This is a genomic window from Marinimicrobium koreense, from assembly GCF_003762925.1.
GTDB lineage: Bacteria > Pseudomonadota > Gammaproteobacteria > Pseudomonadales > Cellvibrionaceae > Marinimicrobium > Marinimicrobium koreense.
Genome location: NZ_RJUK01000002.1, coordinates 103,989 through 123,650, shown reverse-complemented (window position 1 = coordinate 123,650; position 19,662 = coordinate 103,989). Strand labels below are relative to the sequence as shown.

Below are 19,662 nucleotides of genomic sequence, written 5' to 3'. Positions count from 1 at the left end.
AGTAGTGACCGGCCCAGTGATTGATCGAAGATTCAGGGCCGGAACCATCTGTGAGTAAGAGTGAAATCGTCTTTGGCCTGCACTCGGTGCAGGCGCTGTTGAAAAGTGCCCCGCAGCGGGTGTTGCAGCTGTACTGTCTGCAAGGGCGCGGCGACCAGCGTCTGCAGAAAATCCTGAAACTGGCCGAGGCGCAAGGCGTGTCGGTTCAGCCGATGGGGCGGGGCAAGCTGGATGCCCTGGCCGAAGGTGAAAACCACCAGGGCATAGTGGCGAACTGTCGGCCCGGGCAGGTCCACGATGAAGGCTTTCTGTTTCAGCGGTTAAGCGAGCTGGACCACCCGCCGCTGTTGCTGGTGCTCGATGGTGTGACGGACCCCCATAACCTGGGGGCCTGCATGCGTACCGCCGAAGCGGCCGGGGTGGATGCGGTGATCGCGCCCAAAGACAAGTCTGCCGGCCTCAACCCGGTAGCGCGTAAGGTGGCCTGTGGCGCGGCGGAGGTTCTACCCTTTGTGCCGGTGACCAATCTGGCCCGCACCCTCAAAAAACTCCAGGAGTCCGGCATCTGGCTGGTGGGCGCGGCGGGCGAGGCGAGCGCGTCTGTCTACCAGAGTGATCTGAAGGGCCCGATCGCACTGATCATGGGGGCCGAGGGGGAAGGGCTGCGTCGCCTGACCCGGGAAACCTGCGATTTTCTGATCAATATTCCCATGGCGGGCACGGTCAGCAGTCTGAACGTCTCGGTCGCCACCGGGGTCTGTCTGTTTGAGGCGGTGCGCCAGAGGGCTCGGTAGCGATCTGTTATCCTTTTTTGGTCATATGATTTTTAAGACTATAAGGCGCCTATTTAGGCGCCTTTTTCGTTTTATAGGGCCAAAAATCTTGAAAACAACAACTTTAGACGGGGCTGCTACCGGTTTTTGGCTTGATGTTGCGCGTCTACGGCCTTATATTATATTACTTATAAAGTCATTCCTCGGTCGAGTGAGTAGGGCGCTCACAGGGTGCCGCGTGGTGTTGGTCGTTCCCTGGTCGGGTGGCTGCAATGCCAGCATCTTGGTCGCCAGAGCCCGCGAAAAACATTGACAGAAACACGGTTTCGCATATTATAATACAAAACAGATTGGTAACTGATGCACACTCCTGTGCTGCAAATAAAAGGTAATGGTTCTATGACGTCTTATGCACTGGGCCTGGATTACGGCTCCGACTCGGTTCGCGCACTGTTGGTGGACACCGCCAATGGGCAGGAAGTCGCCACCACCGTGGTGCCCTACAAGCGTTGGAACCAGGGGCTTTACTCCGAACCGGCCAAAAACCAGTTCCGCCAGCACCCGCTGGATTATTTGGAAGGGGTTGAGCAAGCCGTACAGGGCCTGTGGGAAAAAGCACCGGCCGGCGCGGCGCAGCAGGTAGTGGGTATCAGCTTTGATACCACCGGTTCCACACCGGTCCCGGTGGACAGCGAAGGTGTCGCGCTGGCGTTGAAGCCTGAGTTCGCCGAAAACCCGAACGCCATGTTCGTGCTGTGGAAAGACCACACGGCGATCAAAGAAGCCCAGGCCATTACCGCAGCGGCCGAAAAGTCCGAGCCCAACTATCTCAAGTATGAAGGTGGTATCTACTCCTCCGAATGGTTCTGGGCCAAGGCCTGGCACGTCATGAAAGCAGACCCCTCCGTGGCCGAGGCTGCGTACAGCTGGGTTGAGCACTGTGACTGGATGCCCGCGATACTGACCGGCACCACCCATCCGAGCAAATTCCGTGCGGGTCGCTGCGCGGCGGGTCACAAAGTGATGTGGCACGAAAGCTGGGGTGGCTATCCCCCCAACGACTTCTTTACCGGCCTGGACCCGGTGCTGGACGGGCTGCGCGATCGCCTGCCCGCCGAGACCTTCACCTCCGCCGAAACTGTGGGCCCCCTGACCGAAGAGTGGGCCGACAAGCTGGGCCTGCCGGCGGGCATTCCGGTCGGCTTTGGTGCCTTTGATTGCCATATGGGCGCTGTGGCGGCCAACGTCAAACCCGGCGTGTTGACCAAGGTGATGGGTACCTCCACCTGTGATATCACCGTCGCCACCTATGAAGACATTGGCGATAAATGCATTCGCGGTATCTGTGGTCAGGTGGACGGCTCAGTGATTCCCGGCCTGGTGGGCCTGGAGGCCGGTCAATCCGCCTTTGGTGACCTCTATGCCTGGTTCCGCAACCTGATCAACTGGCCGGTGCAGACCCTGTTGGCCAGCAGCAACTCTCTTGATGAGGCTACGCGCACAAAGCTCGCCGAAGAGATCGAAGACAAAACCCTCGCCGCCCTGGGCGATGCCGCCAGCCAGATTCCTGCTGGCGAAACGGGCATTACCGCACTGGACTGGGTCAACGGCCGCCGCACCCCGGATGCCGATCAGACCCTGACCATGGCCATCGCCGGCTTGAAGATGGGCAGCGAGGCTCCGCAGATCTTCCGTTCCCTGGTGGAGGCCACCGCCTTTGGTGCTCGCGCCATTATTGAGCGCTTCAAGTCCGAAGGTGTGGCGATCAACTCTGTGGTGGTGATCGGCGGTATCTCCAAAAAATCCGACTTCATCATGCAGGTCTGTTCGGATGTCTGGAACTGCCAGATCGATGTACTGGAAAGCGAGCAGAGCTGCGCCCTGGGCGCCGCCATTTTTGCCTCCACCATTGCCGGTGTTCATCCCGATGTGGCCGCGGCCCAGAAGGTGATGGCTTCGCCCGTGTGCAAGAGCTACACGCCGAACGCCGATAACGCCGCCGTTTATGATCGTTTGTACCAGAATTACCAGGCGCTGGGCGCCTTTGTGGAAGGAGAGCGCAAATGAGCTACCGCGAACTGAAAGAGCAGGTATTCGAAGCCAATATGGAGCTGCACCACCGCAAGCTGGTGGTGTACACCTGGGGCAACGTATCGCAGATCGACCGTGATAAGGGCGTGGTTGCTATCAAGCCCAGCGGTGTGGCGTACGAAGATATGAAAGTGGATGACATTGTTGTGGTCGACCTCGACAACAATGTAGTGGAAGGCAAGATGCGTCCCTCCTCGGACACCAAAACCCACACCCATCTGTATCGGCACTTCGAGAGCATAGGTGGCGTGACCCACACCCACTCCACCTACGCTACAGCCTGGGCGCAGGCCCAGCAGCCGATTCCCTGCTATGGCACCACTCACGCCGACTACGCCTACGGCGATATTCCGGTGACCGCGGTGATGAGCGATGAGCAGATCAAACGCGACTACGAAGAAGAAACCGGCGTACAGATTACCGACTGTTTCAAAGATCGCAGCCCGGTGGAAACCCCCATGTGCATCATTGCCGGCCACGCGCCCTTCACCTGGGGTAAAGACGCGGCCCAGTCGGTGTATCACGCGGTGGTTCTGGAAGAGATGGCCAAAATGGCCTACCTCACCCGCACTTTGCGCCCCGATGTGCAGCCTCTCAAGCAGGCCATCATCGACAAACACTACCTGCGTAAGCACGGCAAAAACGCTTACTACGGTCAGAATTGATTAACCCTTTTCGGCAACTGCCTTATTCAGGATTACAGCTATGAAAATTTACGGTGATAAAGAAATCTGGTTCGTCACGGGTTCCCAGCACCTCTACGGCCCCAAAGTATTGGAGCAGGTCGCGGCGAACAGCCAGCAAATTGCCGACGGGTTGACCGGCTCGGACAAGATTTCCGCCAAAATTGTCGCCCAGCCGACGGTCAAGTCTCCGGACGAGATTCTGGAAGTCTGTCAGCGTGCGAATAACGACAGCAATTGTGTCGGTCTGATTCTGTGGATGCACACCTTCTCTCCGGCCAAGATGTGGATTGCCGGCCTGAAGGCGCTGAACAAGCCCTACATGCACCTGCACACCCAGTTCAACGCCGAGTTGCCCTGGGCCGAAATCAACATGGACTACATGAACCTGCACCAGAGCGCCCACGGTGACCGCGAGTTTGGTTACATCGGCACCCGTCTGCGTCAGGATCGCCGCGTGGTGGTCGGTCACTGGCAGCAGGACCGTGTTCAGCAGGAAATCGACGACTGGTTGCGCGTCGCCATGGGCTGGGCCGAGTCCCAGACTCTGAAAGTGGCCCGCTTTGGCGACAACATGCGTCAGGTGGCGGTGACCGAAGGTGACAAGGTGGCGGCCCAGATTCACTTCGGCTACGAAGTACACGCCTTTGGTTTGGGTGATCTGGCCGAGGTCGTTGACGCAGTCAGCGATGAAGACGCCAACGCCCTGGTCGATGAGTATCTCCAGACCTACGAAGTGGCAGAAGAGGTGCTGAAAGACGAGCACCAGATGGCCATGATCAAGAACGAAGCGCGCCTGGAAATTGGCATGGAGCGTTTTCTGGAAAAAGGCGGCTTCAAGGCCTTTACCAACAACTTTGAAAACCTGACCGGCCTGACCGGCCTGCCCGGTATGGCCACCCAGCGCCTGATGGCCAAAGGCTACGGCTACGGCGGCGAAGGTGACTGGAAAACCGCGGCCATGACCCGGATCGTAAAAGTGATCAGCCAGGGCAAAGAAGGTGGCACTTCCTTTATGGAAGATTACACCTACAACCTGGGCACGCGGGATCAGGTGCTGGGCGCCCACATGCTGGAAATCTGCCCGACCATCGCCGCGCAGAAACCGCGCCTGGAAGTGGCCCTGCACACCATCGGGATTCGCAAGGACATCGCTCGCCTCAAGTTTACCGGCAAGCCTGGCCCGGCCATGAACATCACCACCGTGGACCTGGGTACCCGTTTCCGTATCGTAGTCAACGAGCTGGATACCGTGGCCCCGCCAGCGGACCTGCCCAAGCTGCCGGTCGCTTCGGCCCTGTGGGAGCCTCGCCCGAACCTGGGTATCGCCGGCGCCGCCTGGATTCACGCCGGTGGTGCTCACCACAGCGTGTACAGCCAGGGCGTGACCACCGAGCAGATCATCGACTTCGCCGAAATGGCCGGCGTTGAAGCGGTCGTGATCGACAACGACACCAAAGTGCGCACCTTCAAAGACGAACTGCGCCAGAACGCCGCTTACTACCACCTCAAGCAGGGCGTATAAACGGCGTACCAATCGGCGGGGCCTTCGGGTGCCCGCCGTTTTTGTATCTGACACCACCTGACAATAAGAGCCCAAGCGAATGAAAACCCAGAAACTGACGGTATTGGAGAAAGTGGGTTTTGGCAGCGGTGATACCGCGGTCAACCTGGTGATCTCCTCCATGTTCCTCATCGTGGCCTACTTCTATACCGATATCTTCGGATTGAAGCCGTCGCATATGGGGATTCTGTTCCTGGTGGCTCGACTGGTGGATGCCTTTACTGACCCATTGATGGGCATGATCACCGACAAGGTGGACACCCGTTGGGGGCGCTACCGTCCGTACTTTTTATTCCTGTCTGTGCCCTTCGGTCTGTCCATCTTCCTGATGTTCACCACGCCGGACTGGAGTTACAACGCCAAGCTGGTGTGGGCTTACGCCACTTACATTCTGGTGACGGTGATGTTCACCTCCGTGACTATTCCCTATATCTCCCTGATTGGCGTATTGACGGCGGACCCGAAAGAGCGCCTGTCGGCGAACGGCTATCGTCTGTTTCTGGCCAAAGTGGCCGCGTTTCTGGTCACCATTATTGTGCCGATCATGGCGGAAGCCTGGGGCGATGGTGACCTGGCGGTGGGTTATCAAGCCTCCATGGGGCTGATGGGGATTCTCGGTACGCTGTTGTTCCTGTTCTGTTTTTTTACCACCACCGAGCGGGTGAAGCACGAGGTGCAGGACAAGACTTTCGGCGAGCAGCTCAAGATTCTGCTGAAAAACGACCAGTGGCTGGTGCTGTGCGCGGTGTGCTTTACCGGCACCCTGGGTTATGTGATCCGCAGCTCCGTGGCCGCCTATTACGCCAAGTATTACCTGGGAGCCGATGCCAAAATGCTCTCCGCCTTCATGACCACCGGGGTCACTGGGGCGCTATTGGCCATGATCGCCTCCACCTGGATTACCAAACGCTACTGCAAAATCCAGCTGTTCCGCTGGACGCAGTTGGCCGTTGGGGTATTGAGCGTAATCATGTTCTTCGCGGTTCAGCCCGGAGATATCTGGTTGGCGTTCATCCTCTACTTCCTGATTTCCTTCGTGGTCGACCTGCACGCGCCGGTGTTCTGGAGCGCGATTGCCGAGTCCGTGGACTACGGTCAGGCGAAAACCGGCAAGCGTGTATCGGGCCTGGCGTTCGGTGGCATCAGCTTTTTCCAGAAGGCCGGCATGGGCGCCGCCGGCTTTATCGTTGGCCTGCTACTGACCTATTTCAACTACGAAGCCAACGTGGAGCAGAGCGCGTTCACCCTGACGGGTATCGCCTTGATGCTCTCCGTCATTCCGGGCCTGTTCCACGCCATCATGGGCGGCCTGATGTTCAAGTACAAAATTACCGACAAATTCTATGAAGAAATGAAGCGGGACAGCCTGGCGGATTCCGCCCTGGCCGAAGCGGATCCGAATATTTCATAGATGGGTTAGGGCGTATGCGCCAGGGCGGGTTACGGCGGATGCGGCCTTCGGCCTTATCCGCCCTACGCCAACTGCGGCATCCGCCACAACCGCCTCGACTTAATGAATACCATGTTGCCATGACAACACCCTGGAGAGAACAATGACCGAACTGCTCACGCCCCTGATCGAACAACGCGCCGATCCCTATATCCACAAACACACCGACGGCTATTATTATTTCACCGCCTCGGTGCCGGCCTACGACCGGCTGGAGCTGCGTCGGGCCAAAACCATTGCCGAGCTGCCTGACGCGGAGCGCGTGGCCGTCTGGCACAAGCCGGATACAGGCCCGTTCAGCGAACTGATCTGGGCACCGGAAATCCATTTCAATCAGGGGGCCTGGTACATCTACTTCGCGGCGGCACCGACCCGGGAAATCAAAGACGGGCTGTTCCAGCATCGCATGTACGTCGTCAGCACCGACGCCGCTAACCCCCTCGAAGGTGAATGGACCGAACCCAAGCAGATCGATACCGGCATGGATACCTTCTGTCTGGATGCCACAACGTTTACCCATAAAGACCAGCTCTACTACGTCTGGGCACAAAAGCAGAACGGCATTCCGGGAAACTCCAATCTGTATATCGCGCCGATGGATACACCCGATGCTATCGCCGGTGAGCCGGTACTGTTGACCATCCCCGAACTGGAATGGGAAACCCGTGGTTTTATGGTCAACGAAGGGCCGGCCGTGCTGATTCGCAATGGCCGCATCTTCATTACCTACTCCGGTAGCGCCACCGACGAAAATTATTGCATGGGTATCATCTGGGCTGATCAGGACGCCGATCTGTTGGATCCAAAGAGCTGGACCAAATCCCAGAAGCCGGTATTCCAGAGCGATATGGACAATGCGATTTACGGCCCGGGCCATAATAGTTTCACCGTCGCTGAAGACGGTAAGACCGATATGCTGGTGTACCACGCCCGGACCTACACCGAAATCGAAGGAGACCCGCTGTGGAATCCGGATCGCCATACCTTCATCAAGCCGGTCAAATACGATGCAGACGGCTTCCCGGTATTTGGCAAACCCTCCATGTTGGACTGACCACCAACCGACTTACGGACCATGAGGTAACACCATGAACGTTAAACACTGGTTAAAAGGCATTGTTGTGTCGCTGGCGGCACTGAGCGCCGTGGGGTGTCAGGCCCAGAAGCAGGTCAGCATTCATGACCCGGTTATGGCAAAAGAGGGCGATCAGTACTACCTGTTCAGTACCGGCCCCGGTATCACCATTTACAACTCCGAGGACATGGTGAGCTGGGAGCGTCAGGGGCGTGCTTTTGAAGGCGAGCCGGACTGGGCCAGAGAGGTGGCGCCGGAGTTTAATGGCCACTTGTGGGCGCCGGACATCATCTATAATGAAGACACGGAGCAGTGGTACCTGTACTACTCCGTCTCCGCCTTCGGGAAGAACACCTCCGGTATGGGTGTCACGACCACCAAGACCCTAAACCCCGAGTCGGACGATTACGGCTGGGAAGACCAGGGCCTGGTGTTGCAGTCGGTACCCAATCGGGACATGTGGAACGCCATTGATCCGAACGTCATCGTGGATGAAAACGGCGATGCCTGGTTCAGCTTCGGCTCCTTCTGGGGCGGCATGAAAATGTTCAAACTGAATGAAGATTGGACGGCACCGGCGGAGCCGCAGGAGTGGTACACCATTTCCAAACGTGATCGCTCCATTCTGGTGGATGACACCCAGGCGGGCCCAGCCCAAATTGAAGGGCCGTTTATTTTCAAAAAGGGCGACTACTATTATCAGTTCGTCTCTTGGGGACTTTGCTGCCGGGGCGCCGATAGCACCTACCATATGGTGGTCGGCCGCTCAAAAGATGTGACGGGTCCTTATCTGGATAAAACCGGTAAGCCAATGAATGAGGGCGGCGGCACCATTATTCTGAAGGGCAATGACGACTGGTATGGCCTGGGTCATAACAGTGCCTACACCTTCGATGGTAAAGACTACCTGGTGTTCCACGCTTATGAAGCGGCAGATGAAGGCCTGCAAAAACTGAAGATCGCCGAAATCGAATGGACCGAAGATGGTTGGCCCGAAATCGATCCGGCGGTATTGGATGAATACCAGAGCGTGTTGATCGAAGAGTAACGCGTGTGACGATAACGGCGGATGCGGAGCATGCCGCCGTGTTCTGCGTAGGGCGGATAAGGCCAGAGGCCGCATCCGCCGTAACCCAACTCTCCGCATCTTCCGTCACCTCCCCGAAAAACACCAGACCAAACGACTGGCAATCACCATGCGAAAACTTCTCCCCACACTATTCGCCGCCACCCTGATCGCAGGCTGCACCCAAACCAACGATCGGGCCGAACCGCAACAAACCGGCGTCGACACCTTCCCGCTCACCCAGGTCCGCCTGCTCGACGGCAGCCCCTTCAAGCGCGCCGAACAGACCAACCTGCGTTACGTTTACGCCATGGACCCGGACCGACTGCTTGCCCCCTATCTGCGCGAAGCGGGGCTGGAGCCGAAAAAAAACACCTACGGCAACTGGGAAGGCTCCGGGCTGGATGGCCACATAGGTGGTCACTACCTGACGTCGTTGGCGCTAGCCTACGCCTCCACGGGCGATGGTGAAGCCCTGCGTCGCCTGGATTATATGCTGGACGAACTTCAGCGCGCCCAGCAGGCCAACGGCAATGGTTACCTCGGCGGTGTGCCGGGCAGCAAAGCCCTGTGGGAAGAAATCGAGCGGGGCGAGATTGACGCCGACCTGTTCGCACTGAATGGCAAGTGGGTGCCCTGGTACAACGTGCACAAGGTCTACGCCGGCTTGCGCGATGCGTATCTGATTGCGGGCCGTGAACAGGCTTTGGACATGCTGATTGAGCTGTCGGACTGGACCATCGATCTGGTGGATGGCCTGAGCGATGAGCAGATTCAGGCCATGTTGCGCAGCGAGCACGGCGGCATGAACGAAGTGTTTGCCGACCTGGCGGACATTACCGGCGAGGAAAAATACCTGCGTCTGGCCAAGCAGTTTTCCCATAAGCAGATTCTGGACCCGCTGCTGCAGCATCAGGATGAACTGAATGGTCTGCACGCCAACACCCAGATCCCGAAAGTGGTGGGCTACCAGCGAGTCGCCGAAGTATCGGGCGACCCGGAATGGTCTGAGGCGGCGGATTACTTCTGGCGCACGGTGGTGTACGAACGTTCCGTGGCCATCGGTGGCAACAGCGTGCGTGAGCACTTCCATCCGACCGATGATTTCAGCTCCATGGTCAGCGATCGGGAAGGGCCGGAAACCTGTAACACCTACAACATGCTCAAGCTCTCCAGGCTGCTGTACGACGATGCCGCCGAGCTGGAATACATCGACTACTACGAGCGGGCACTGTACAACCACATCCTGTCCAGTCAGCACCCGGATCACGGCGGCCTGGTGTATTTCACGCCGATGCGTCCGGGGCACTACCGGATGTACTCCCAGCCGGAACAGGCCATGTGGTGCTGTGTCGGTTCGGGGATTGAAAACCACTTCAAATACGGCGAACTGATTTACGCCCACAACGATCGGGATCTCTACGTCAATCTTTTCATCCCGTCCCGTCTGACCTGGGAGCAGGCCGGTATCACCCTGGCCCAAGAAACCGCCTTCCCCGATACCGACGTGACCGAGCTGACGCTGGAAAAAGGCGAGGGCCGTTTTGCCCTGAAGTTGCGCTATCCCGTCTGGGTTGAGCCCGGTGCGCTGGAGGTGTCCATCAATGGTGAACGTGTAGAGACCAAGGCCTCTCCCGGTGAGTATGTCAGCATCGAACGGAACTGGCAGGCGGGCGATATAGTCCGGGTTACCCTGCCCATGACCACCCGGTTGGAGCAGCTGCCGGACGGTTCGGATTATTACGCCGTACTTCATGGCCCCATCGTGTTAGCCGCCAAAACCGATGTGATTCAAAATGAGAAACTGAACTTCCTCAGCGATGACAGCCGTATGGGACATATCGCCGACGGCGCTCTCTGCCCACCCGAGGCGACACCGGTGATGGTCAGCGAGCCAGAGGCGTTTCTGGAACAGTTGTCGCCGGTACCGGGTCAGCCGATGACCTTCCGTGCTAGCGCCGGACTGGACGTGGCCGATCAGGACAGCGTGGATCTGATACCCTTCTATCGGGTGCACGACAGCCGCTACACCATCTACTGGCCCCAGGCCAATGGTGACCAGAGCGAAGCGCGGATGAAAGCCGAGCGGGAGCGCCTGGCGTTGGACGCACTGACCATTGATGCGGTGGCTCCGGGAGAGCAGCAGCCGGAATCGGATCACTTCTTCAAAGGTGAAGATACCGAGGCAGGAGTTCATCTCGGACGCCACTGGCGCCACGCATCCGGTTGGTTCAGCTACGAGCTGCGCGATCCCCAGCGCCAGGCCAAGTTCTTGCGCATCACCTACTTCGGGGGCGATGCCGGTCGCTCATTCGATATTCTGATCAATGGCCAGACATTGGCCGAAGTGACCTTACCGGAAGGGAAGGGCGCGGATTTCTATCATGTGGACTACGAACTGCCGGTAGAGTGGGTCCGTGAAGCCGAAGAGGGCGTACTGACCCTCAAATTCGAAGCCAAGCCCGGCTCCATAGCCGGCGGCATCTACGGCGTCCGCCTGCTGCGCGATAAACCTTGAAGGCTTCGGTAACGGCGGATGCGCTTCGCTTATCCGCCCTACGCGGACTCAGTGCTACACGTAGGGCGGATAAGCGAAGCGCATCCGCCGTTACCCAACCCATGCATTCACCGTTCACACATCGGCTCCCGTAGGGTGGATAAGGGGCGAAGCCCCGTCATCCACCGATTTAAACCGGAGCGAACCTACCAAGGCAACACCTCCCCATTCGAATGCCAAAAGGTCCCGGTATTCTCCAGGCTCAGCTCATCAATCCGCTGCACCAACCGCTGGGCCGCCTCATCCGGCGTGATATCCCCGTGACCACCAATCATCTCGGTACCCACCAAGCCGGGGTGCAAGATGGCTACCGCCACCTCCTGTTTCTTCAGATCTTCCGCCAACGACTTGCCCGCCGCGTTTAACGCGGCCTTGGACATCCGATAGCCGTAGCGACCGCCGCTGGTATTGTCCGCGATGGATCCCATCCGGCTGGTGATCAATGCGACCTTGCCACCCTTGGTCAACTGCTTGTGCAGGGCATCGGTCACCAAAAGCGGTGCCAGCGCATTGGTTTCGAACTGGTCCCGGATACTGTCGACGTTCAAACGCCCCAGCTGCTCGTCCCGCAGGATACCGGCGTTGTTGATCAAAAGGTCGATCGATACACCTTCAAGCGCCGCCACCAGCGTCTCGACGCCTTTGGGATCGGTCACATCCACCCCGTCGATAATGGTCGCCCCGCTGTTGGCCAGGGCATCCGAAGCCTGGCGACAGGCGGCGTACACCTTGTCCCCCCGAGCAATAAACCGTTTCACAAAAGACAGGCCAATACCGCGGTTGGCGCCGGTGATTACCACAGTCTTGCTCATTGGGAGAACCTCCGTTTTTTGAGTGAGAAATGAAGGGATGGGGGGGTAAAGGGTGGGTTTCAACCCTGTGCCGCGATTATTACTGCAGTGTTCAACATATTTTATTCAGGGTGAGTTGTCGAAATTGTGAACAACAACTATATGTTAATCATAATAATGGCTTTATGATGTCTTTAATTATCATATATATTATGATGAATTGAGCGATAGTCAGGGAAGCTCAGCAAAGTATTTGCGATAAATCAAAATTATTTGCCTTAAATGCCCCAAAATAGAGCGATAAATGTATGATAAAAGGGTTGCTAGGCTTATTGTCATACGATAGTATTGTTTTGCTCCGTTATTAAAAATAACCAGTACTTGGGAGCGAGCCGGACCATATCGGCAGTTCTCAGGTGCGACTATGAAACCCGCAGGAGAGTTGCAATTATGTTTAAGCGTTCCCTACTAAGCCGCAGTATCGCTGCGTCCATCGCCCTGGCTGGCCTGCCCATGCTGGCTCAAGCCCAAGACACCCAAGACGAGCCTCTGCTAGAAGAAGTCGTTGTTACCGGTATTCGTGCAAGCTTGAACAAAGCCATTGATATCAAACGCGAATCCATGGATGTCATGGACTCCATCGTGGCAGAAGATATCGGTAAGCTGCCGGATAACAACGTGGTTGAGTCTCTCCAGCGTGTGGCTGGTGTTCAGGTTACGGATCGTGCCGGTGGTGAAACCAACGTGGTCAGTATCCGCGGTCTTACTGATGTGAGCACCACGGTAAACGGTCGTACCATCTTCACAGCTTCTGGCCGTGCTGTTGCGCTGGCGGATATCCCCTCTACTCTGGTTTCACGAGTTGATGTGGTCAAGAACCGCTCAGCAGAAACCTACGAAAACGGTATTGCTGGCCAGATTGACGTGCACACCTTCCGTCCGTTTGATTTCGACGGCTCTCGCGTATCGGTTTCTGCACGCGGTATCTATCTGGAAGAAGCGGAAGCGATGAACCCGACCATCAGTGCGCTTTTTAGCGATCGTTGGGATACTGGTGCGGGGGAGTTCGGTGCGCTCGTAAACGTTTCCTATAGTGAGACTGAGTATCGGGATCAGTCTACTACGCCTGGCGCTCAGGTGGTTTTCGCTACTGAAAATCCTCCTGCCGGTTGGGCTCCGATGGAGCGTATTCAGCCAACCGACGGACGTGCCGACGGCGAGATCTGGACTCCGGGGCTGGAGAGTGGGCTCCCGACCGATGCGGGATCCACCTTCAATATAAATGGTGAGCAGGTTCCCTACTATATTTCTCGCGATGCGATGTTCATGTCCGACTTCACCGGCGAACGTGAGCGCCCTGCTGCCAATGTATCGTTACAGTTTGCTCCAAACGATCGCAGCGAATATACCTTTGAAGCGTTCTACAATGGCTATCGCAATGAAGGCTTCAACTCCCTGAACTTCGCGTTTGTGGACTGGTGGGGTAGCCTTGGTGGTTTGAGCGACGACCTGACCGATACCTTTGAGCTGTATGAAGGAACCAACGTCATCAAAGAGCGTACCATTCGTGATGGTTTCACCTTTGGTAGCGGTGACTACTCAACCGGAAAAACCGACTCTTATGTTTACGCTCTGGGCGGTGACTGGGAGCTGACCGATAAGCTCAACCTGAAGTCTGAGCTGGTGTATCAGGACAGTGAGTTTGAATCCAGCTTCATTGCGATGCGCAGCACCAACGTTCGCTATGAAACCTACGCCAACTTCAGCAATAACCCGAGCATTGAGTTCCGGGACAACCCGGCCACTCCGGATGTCGATGAAGGCGATCAAAGTGACATTTCCCAGTACGCCATGGCTGAAATGTACGATAGTGGAACGCGTAACGAAGGGTCAGCGGTTACCTTTACCGCCGATGCCGAGTACTTCACTGACGGTGCGTTCTTCAAGAAGATCGATTTTGGTATCCGTCACGACGTGCGCGATGCCACCGAGTATGCACGTACTCAGGACGCAGCACCCTGTGATGTCGTAAACACTACTGGCGATGCGGCTAACTGCCAGTTCTCCACTTATGAAGATGATGGCATTGCGTACATCAACAGTGGCTTTATGGATGCGCTGGATGTGCCCCGTACCTGGGCTGTGGTTGATGGCCCTTACCTGAAGGCAAATCGTGATTACTTCACTGGACTTTACGGTCTGGATGCCAATGATCCGCTGCTGGAAGAGTTTGCCATCGAGGAGACCAACACCGCACTGTACGTCGATGCGGAGTTTGAGACCGAAATCGCTGGTAAGCGTCTCGATGGTCAGGTTGGCCTCCGCTACGTTGATGTGACCACCGATACCGTCTTTACCGATCAGGTGGACTTCTCTGAAACCGAGGGCAGCACAGACAACCAGGAGCTTCTGAGCTTCTTGTCTCTGCGCTACAACCTTACTGATGAGCTGATCGCGCGCTTTAACTACGGTGAAACGCTGCGTATGCCCGGATTTGGGGACCTGAATCCGACCATCAACTACTTCGACGATATCACCAACATTGGTTATGGTACTGCGACTGGCGGCAACGCCGACTTGCAGCCGACCACTTCCCAGAACTACGACTTGTCTCTGGAGTGGTACTTCGGTGATGCCAGCAATGCCTACGTAACTCTGTTCCAGCGCGACATCGAAGGCCTGGTTGTTGGTTTCCGTAACCGAGTGAACCGCCAGATTGAAGGTTATGAAACAGATACTTTTATTCTGTCTCAGCCGGATAATGCGTCAGATGGTGAACTGTCAGGTGTGGAAATCGGGTTCAACTACTTCCCCGAGAACCTCGAAGGCTACTGGGACGGTCTGGGTGTCCAGTCCAGTTTCACCTTCCTGGATTCGGAGCAGGTTAACCCGGTTACTAACAGCGAAGGTGAAGTGACCAGCTACGAAGTGGGTCCGATGTTTGGTGTGTCTGACACCTCCTACAGCGTAGCGGTGGCTTACGAGCGCGATACTTTTGACGCCCGTCTGGCTTATGTATGGCGTGAAGACTTCCTCAACAACAATGAGGCTGCTTTGTTCGCCAACCCGCTGGGCGTGTACCGCGACCCGCAGAGCTCTCTGGACTTCCAGTTCAGCTACAACGCGACCGATGAGTTGGTGCTGACTTTCGATGCAACCAACCTGACTGATGAGGTCTACCAGAGCCGTTACGGCAACAGTGATCTGCATACCTTCGGTAACTGGCAGATCAGCCGCACCTTTGCCCTGGGCGCTCGCTACTCCTTCTAAGGAGCGCGAGCAACCATCAAGGTTGCGTACGTTCAAACCGAACTTGGCCAACCCTCCGGGGTTGGCCTTTTTTGTGTCTGGCCTCCCGGCCGTCTGCTGTTATACCATTCACCCTTGACCGCCGACTTTTACCCATTCAGAGGAATCTGATCTATGCCCGTTCAATCCGCCCCGTTCGGAAGTCTTCCCGATGGCCGTGAGGTCACTCAATTCATTTTGCGCAATAGCAAGGGGATGGAAGTCCGCCTGATCAACTACGGCGGCATCATTACCCACCTGTTCGCGCCGGACCGGGACGGCAATGTTGCCGACGTGGTTATGGGGTTTGATGAACTTGCCCCTTATCTGACGGATTCCCCGTATTTCGGGGCGCTGATTGGCCGCTTTGGCAACCGTATCGCGGGCGGCCGCTTTGAGTTGGACGGCGTTGAGTATCGCCTGGATCAGAACGATGGTGAGAACCATCTGCATGGCGGGGTTGAGGGCTTTGACAAAAAACTCTGGGATGCCGAGCCGTTTGAGGATGACCGTGGTGCCGGCGTTCGCCTGAGTCTGGTCAGCCCCGATGGTGATCAGGGTTATCCGGGCACCTTGTCTGTCACCGTGGAGTATTGGCTGACCGATGACAATCAATTGATCACCGACTACCGTGCTACCACGGACAAGGCGACCCCGGTCAACCTGACTCAGCACAGCTATTTCAATCTGGCGGGTAAGGGCACCGTGCGCGACCATCAGCTTACCCTGAACGCGTCCAAGTACACCCCGGTCAGTGACAAATTGATACCGGAAGGGCCTCTGGTTGAGGTGGCCGGTACGGCCTTCGACTTCCGTAAGCCCAAAGCCATTGGGGCAGAAATTGACGTTGATGATATTCAGCTAAAGCGCGCCAACGGTGGCTATGATCATAATTTTGTCGTCGACCGTCAGGGTGAGCAGGGTGAGGTGCTTGCCGCGCGGGCCGAAGAGCCGGTTTCCGGACGTGTGTTGGAGGTCTGGACGGAAGAGCCGTGTTTCCAGCTGTACACCGGCAACTTTCTTGACGGTTCGGTGGAAGGAAAAGGCCAAAAACAGATTCGTCACGGCGCCTTCTGCGTCGAACCACAGCATTTTCCTGACTCGCCCAATCAGGATCGTTTCCCGTCCACGATTGTGCGTCCGGGAGACACCTACCACACCCGGATGAGCTTCCGCTTCAGCCACTAAGTCGCGAGCGTTGAGTTTGGGTGCCAGCTAGCGGGTGGCACCCCTTTCTTCGCGCTATACGCCACTCAATTATAATATTTATTGTATTTGTCGAAAAAGTACTATTTTTGTGCGATAAGATACAAGACGGCCACCCCTCCTCCCCCTAATGTAGCCTACAGCGATGGATCAGAGTTCGCGTAGGTTGACGACCGCTTCTCTAGTCTTTGATCTCTCGCCTAACGTGGTGTCGCCCAGTTCGGCATCGCCGGGCCGGACGGTTAAGTGTTCCGCGCCAACCGGATCACGTGAATCGCCCGGAGCTAGCGTTTAATAATCCAAATAAACACAATGCTTAGGAGAGTCCCAATATGATAGCGAAAAAAACCATTCTCAGTAGTACGATTGCCACGATACTGTTTGCCGGCGCCCAGGCTTCCGCTCAGTCGGCTTCTCAGGAAACCAGTATGGAGGAAGTGCTGGTTACCGGTATTCGCTCCAGCCTTCAGCAGGCGATGGATATCAAGCGAGACTCCGATGCCATGGTGGATTCCATTGCCTCGGAGAGTCTGGGTAAATTCCCGGATACCAATATTGCCGAATCCCTTCAGCGAATTACCGGCGTTTCTATCGATCGAAGTGGCGGGGAAGGGCAGAGCGTCACGGTGCGTGGTTTTGGTCCTCAATTCAATACGGTATTGCTTAACGGTCGTCGACAGGTGTCTGACACCGGCGCGAGGTCGTTCAACTTTGACAATCTGCCCGCCGAGCTGGTTTCGCGGGTGGACGTCTACAAAAGCGCTCAGGCGCGTCTGCAGTCCGGTGGTATTGGCTCCACCATTGTGATGCACACGCCGCGCCCGCTGGATATCGGTAGCTTCAAGGCGGTGGGTTCGGCCAAGATGCTGCATGAGGATCTGTCCGGTGAGAGCACCCCCGAGCTGTTCGGCATGGTAAGCAACACCTTTGCGGATGGGCGCATGGGGGCGCTGTTATCGGTAACCTACGAAGAGCGGAAGAATCGTATTGAACGTTTCCTCACCGACGGCATTCTTACCGCGCCGCGCGATGGTCTGACGTTGATTGCCGATGATCTGGCGGACCAGGGCTACTCGGCGGACGACCAGTTCTTCATTCCCCAGGTTCTGAATATCAGCCCCATTGATGAGCAGCGTGAGCGCATCAACATCAACAGTACGTTTCAGTTCCAGGCGACTGACGATCTGACCTTTACGCTGGACGCCATGTTCAACGACTTTGACGTACAGACTCAGTCCAACACTCTGACGTTCTTTGTGACGCCTTCCATTATTACGGACGCCACGTTCGATGAAAATCGTACGGCGACAACGTTTACGCAAAACCAGAATGCGGCGACCGATTTCACTATGGCCGAGCGTAGCCGGCCGTCCGAGTCCCAGGCGTTTGGTTTTAACGCCGATTGGGATTTGGCGCCGGGCTGGAATGTGGCGTTTGATACCAGCTATTCCAAAGCGGAGTCCGGCGGCGCTGGCGGCACCAATGTGGGTGTGATTGGCTTCCGGGATGACGGTTTTACGCTCAGTTATGATGAGAACGGTATGCCGTCCTATAGCGGTGTGACGGACGCCCAGATCAATGATACGAGTTTGTCTAAAGCCCACTTTTTCATGCGCGGTATTGGTGGCGGACCGCTGGGCGGTGCGGCGGATATCGAGCACGACCTGTTTGAGCAACGGGTGGACTTTGAGTGGCAGGCCGACTTTGAGCACCTGAAAACCGTCACCTTCGGTGCCCATTATTCCGATGAGTCGGAGAGCACGACCAGTCGGACTTCCGATAACCCGTGTATTTATTGCGGTTATCAGACGGATGTGCCCGACGACCTGCTGGCCATAGTCGCTGAGGGTGGCAACTACATGGATGGCGACATTGATGTCCCTGCCACCTGGCAAACTGCTGATCTGGATGCCCTCATCTCCTGGCTGGAAACCCCGGAGGCAGCGGCTGCAAGAGACGAGGCAGCCGGTCTTGAGCCCGGCACCACCCAAGCGGCGCTGGATGAAAGCAATGGCTATGCATTGGTGTTGCAGTCCAGTTCAACGGAAATCGATGAGACGGTAATGTCGGTCTACGCCAACTTCAATTTCCAGGGTGAACTGGGTGACATGCCCTGGAGCTTGAATGCGGGTGTTCGCTACGTGGAGACGGAGACTACGCCGTTCGGCATTTCCGCGCCTTTGCTCGATCTTCGCGAAATCCCCAGTGACCCCACCGCCTATGACGTGGTGGATGGCAACGAGCAGGTGGTAAGTGCCAATAACACCTATGATCATTTTCTGCCGACACTGGATTACCGTTTGAACCTGAACGACGATATGGTCATTCGTTTTGCCGCGTCGCAAACACTGACTCGTCCGCCGTTCGGTGCCCTGTCTCCGCGCACTACCATCGGTACCGCACGTCCAGGTAACCTGCAGGCGAGTAGTGGTAATCCGAATCTCGAGCCCTACGCATCAGACAATCTGGACCTTGCCTATGAGTGGTATTACCAGGAGAGCGGTTACCTGACGGTGGGGCTGTTCCAGAAGCGGGTTGAAAATTTCCTGGTCAATACCGTTCTGCGTCAGGAGTTTGAAATTCAGGATCAGGATAATCTGTTTGATGGTAATCCGGTGTTTGAAGTAAGCACCCAGGATAATCTGGAAGATGCTACCGTTGACGGGGTTGAGCTGGGTTTCCAGCACACCTTTGATTATCTGTCAGGTGCCTGGAGCGGTTTTGGTTTTACCGCCAACGCGACCCTTGTGGATAGCGACGCTGAGCTCGACACCGGTGATATCAGCCAGACCTTCGCGCTCGAAGGGCTGGGTGACTCCTACAATATCGTCGGCTTTTACGAGCGGGGCAACTTTGAAGCCCGCCTGGCGTGGAATCAGCGCGACCGCTTCCTGCAAACGGCGGTCGGTTTCGGGGGCGAGCCTACCTATGTCGAAGACTATGAGCAGATCGACGCGCGGGTAAGCTATAGTCTGAGCGACAGCCTGTCGGTATTTTTCGAAGGGGTAAATATTACCGACGAGAAGTATCAGAAAGTAGGGCGTTACGACAACCAGATTCTGTTGCGAGAGCAAACCGGTCCCCGTTATACCGTGGGGGTACGGGCGGAGTTTTAATG

Annotated in this window: 12 protein-coding genes; 11 read left to right on the top strand and 1 reads right to left on the bottom strand. The window is 56.6% G+C overall.

The features are described from left to right. Window positions 1-50: 50 nt before the first annotated feature. The 8 genes from rlmB to EDC38_RS13105 all read left to right on the top strand — a co-directional run bounded on the left by rlmB (window position 51) and on the right by EDC38_RS13105 (window position 11,220). On the top strand, window positions 51-794 hold the full coding sequence (gene rlmB / locus EDC38_RS13140) for a 23S rRNA (guanosine(2251)-2'-O)-methyltransferase RlmB (protein WP_024462377.1): 744 nt from the start codon (window positions 51-53) through the stop codon (window positions 792-794). Window positions 795-1,172: 378 nt separating this feature from the next. Further along, the gene (locus tag EDC38_RS13135; protein ID WP_123639042.1) at window positions 1,173-2,840 is read left to right on the top strand and encodes a ribulokinase; all 1,668 of its coding nucleotides are present in this window, start codon (window positions 1,173-1,175) and stop codon (window positions 2,838-2,840) included. Then, window positions 2,837-3,529: an L-ribulose-5-phosphate 4-epimerase AraD gene (araD, locus tag EDC38_RS13130; protein ID WP_123639041.1), complete on the top strand. Its 693-nt coding sequence runs from the start codon at window positions 2,837-2,839 to the stop codon at window positions 3,527-3,529. Before EDC38_RS13135 ends, araD begins: the two co-directional genes overlap by 4 nt. A 40-nt stretch (window positions 3,530-3,569) precedes the next feature. Then, window positions 3,570-5,072, top strand: a complete 1,503-nt coding sequence (gene araA / locus EDC38_RS13125) for an L-arabinose isomerase (RefSeq protein ID WP_123639040.1) — start codon at window positions 3,570-3,572, stop codon at window positions 5,070-5,072. Between the two features lie 79 nt (window positions 5,073-5,151). Further along, window positions 5,152-6,522: an MFS transporter gene (locus tag EDC38_RS13120; RefSeq protein WP_123639039.1), complete on the top strand. Its 1,371-nt coding sequence runs from the start codon at window positions 5,152-5,154 to the stop codon at window positions 6,520-6,522. A 142-nt stretch (window positions 6,523-6,664) separates the two neighbouring features. Continuing rightward, complete coding sequence (locus EDC38_RS13115; protein ID WP_123639038.1) at window positions 6,665-7,615, top strand: glycoside hydrolase family 43 protein; 951 nt, start codon at window positions 6,665-6,667, stop codon at window positions 7,613-7,615. 34 nt (window positions 7,616-7,649) lie between these two features. Next, complete coding sequence (locus EDC38_RS13110; RefSeq protein WP_123639037.1) at window positions 7,650-8,684, top strand: arabinan endo-1,5-alpha-L-arabinosidase; 1,035 nt, start codon at window positions 7,650-7,652, stop codon at window positions 8,682-8,684. 148 nt (window positions 8,685-8,832) lie between these two features. Further along, window positions 8,833-11,220 (top strand): glycoside hydrolase family 127 protein, encoded by a 2,388-nt coding sequence (locus tag EDC38_RS13105; RefSeq protein WP_123639036.1) that lies wholly within the window; start codon window positions 8,833-8,835, stop codon window positions 11,218-11,220. A gap of 185 nt (window positions 11,221-11,405) precedes the next feature. On the opposite strand, the gene EDC38_RS13100 is transcribed toward EDC38_RS13105, so the two are convergent. Further along, entirely contained in the window at window positions 11,406-12,071 is a 666-nt protein-coding gene (locus tag EDC38_RS13100) for an SDR family oxidoreductase (RefSeq protein WP_123639035.1), read from the bottom strand. A gap of 429 nt (window positions 12,072-12,500) precedes the next feature. Here EDC38_RS13100 and EDC38_RS13095 point away from each other — a divergent pair, with 429 nt between their 5' ends. The 3 genes from EDC38_RS13095 to EDC38_RS13085 all read left to right on the top strand — a co-directional run bounded on the left by EDC38_RS13095 (window position 12,501) and on the right by EDC38_RS13085 (window position 19,660). After that, a complete protein-coding gene (locus EDC38_RS13095; protein ID WP_123639034.1) occupies window positions 12,501-15,320 on the top strand; it encodes a TonB-dependent receptor in 2,820 nt (939 codons plus the stop codon). Between the two features lie 153 nt (window positions 15,321-15,473). Then, on the top strand, window positions 15,474-16,526 hold the full coding sequence (locus EDC38_RS13090; protein ID WP_123639033.1) for an aldose epimerase family protein: 1,053 nt from the start codon (window positions 15,474-15,476) through the stop codon (window positions 16,524-16,526). 350 nt (window positions 16,527-16,876) lie between these two features. Beyond that, window positions 16,877-19,660 carry a TonB-dependent receptor gene (locus EDC38_RS13085; protein ID WP_123639032.1) on the top strand — a complete coding sequence of 928 codons (2,784 nt, stop codon included), beginning with the start codon at window positions 16,877-16,879 and terminating at the stop codon, window positions 19,658-19,660. Window positions 19,661-19,662 lie beyond the last annotated feature (2 nt).

Excerpts from the sequence above, each read along its gene's own strand:
- EDC38_RS13135 (WP_123639042.1), top strand. The coding sequence starts at position 1,173 with ATGACGTCTTATGCACTGGGCCTGGATTACGGCTCCGACTCGGTTCGC.
- araD (WP_123639041.1), top strand. The coding sequence starts at position 2,837 with ATGAGCTACCGCGAACTGAAAGAGCAGGTATTCGAAGCCAATATGGAG.
- araA (WP_123639040.1), top strand. The coding sequence starts at position 3,570 with ATGAAAATTTACGGTGATAAAGAAATCTGGTTCGTCACGGGTTCCCAG.
- EDC38_RS13120 (WP_123639039.1), top strand. The coding sequence starts at position 5,152 with ATGAAAACCCAGAAACTGACGGTATTGGAGAAAGTGGGTTTTGGCAGC.
- EDC38_RS13115 (WP_123639038.1), top strand. The coding sequence starts at position 6,665 with ATGACCGAACTGCTCACGCCCCTGATCGAACAACGCGCCGATCCCTAT.
- EDC38_RS13110 (WP_123639037.1), top strand. The coding sequence starts at position 7,650 with ATGAACGTTAAACACTGGTTAAAAGGCATTGTTGTGTCGCTGGCGGCA.
- EDC38_RS13105 (WP_123639036.1), top strand. The coding sequence starts at position 8,833 with ATGCGAAAACTTCTCCCCACACTATTCGCCGCCACCCTGATCGCAGGC.
- EDC38_RS13100 (WP_123639035.1), bottom strand. The coding sequence starts at position 12,071 with ATGAGCAAGACTGTGGTAATCACCGGCGCCAACCGCGGTATTGGCCTG.
- EDC38_RS13095 (WP_123639034.1), top strand. The coding sequence starts at position 12,501 with ATGTTTAAGCGTTCCCTACTAAGCCGCAGTATCGCTGCGTCCATCGCC.
- EDC38_RS13090 (WP_123639033.1), top strand. The coding sequence starts at position 15,474 with ATGCCCGTTCAATCCGCCCCGTTCGGAAGTCTTCCCGATGGCCGTGAG.
- EDC38_RS13085 (WP_123639032.1), top strand. The coding sequence starts at position 16,877 with ATGATAGCGAAAAAAACCATTCTCAGTAGTACGATTGCCACGATACTG.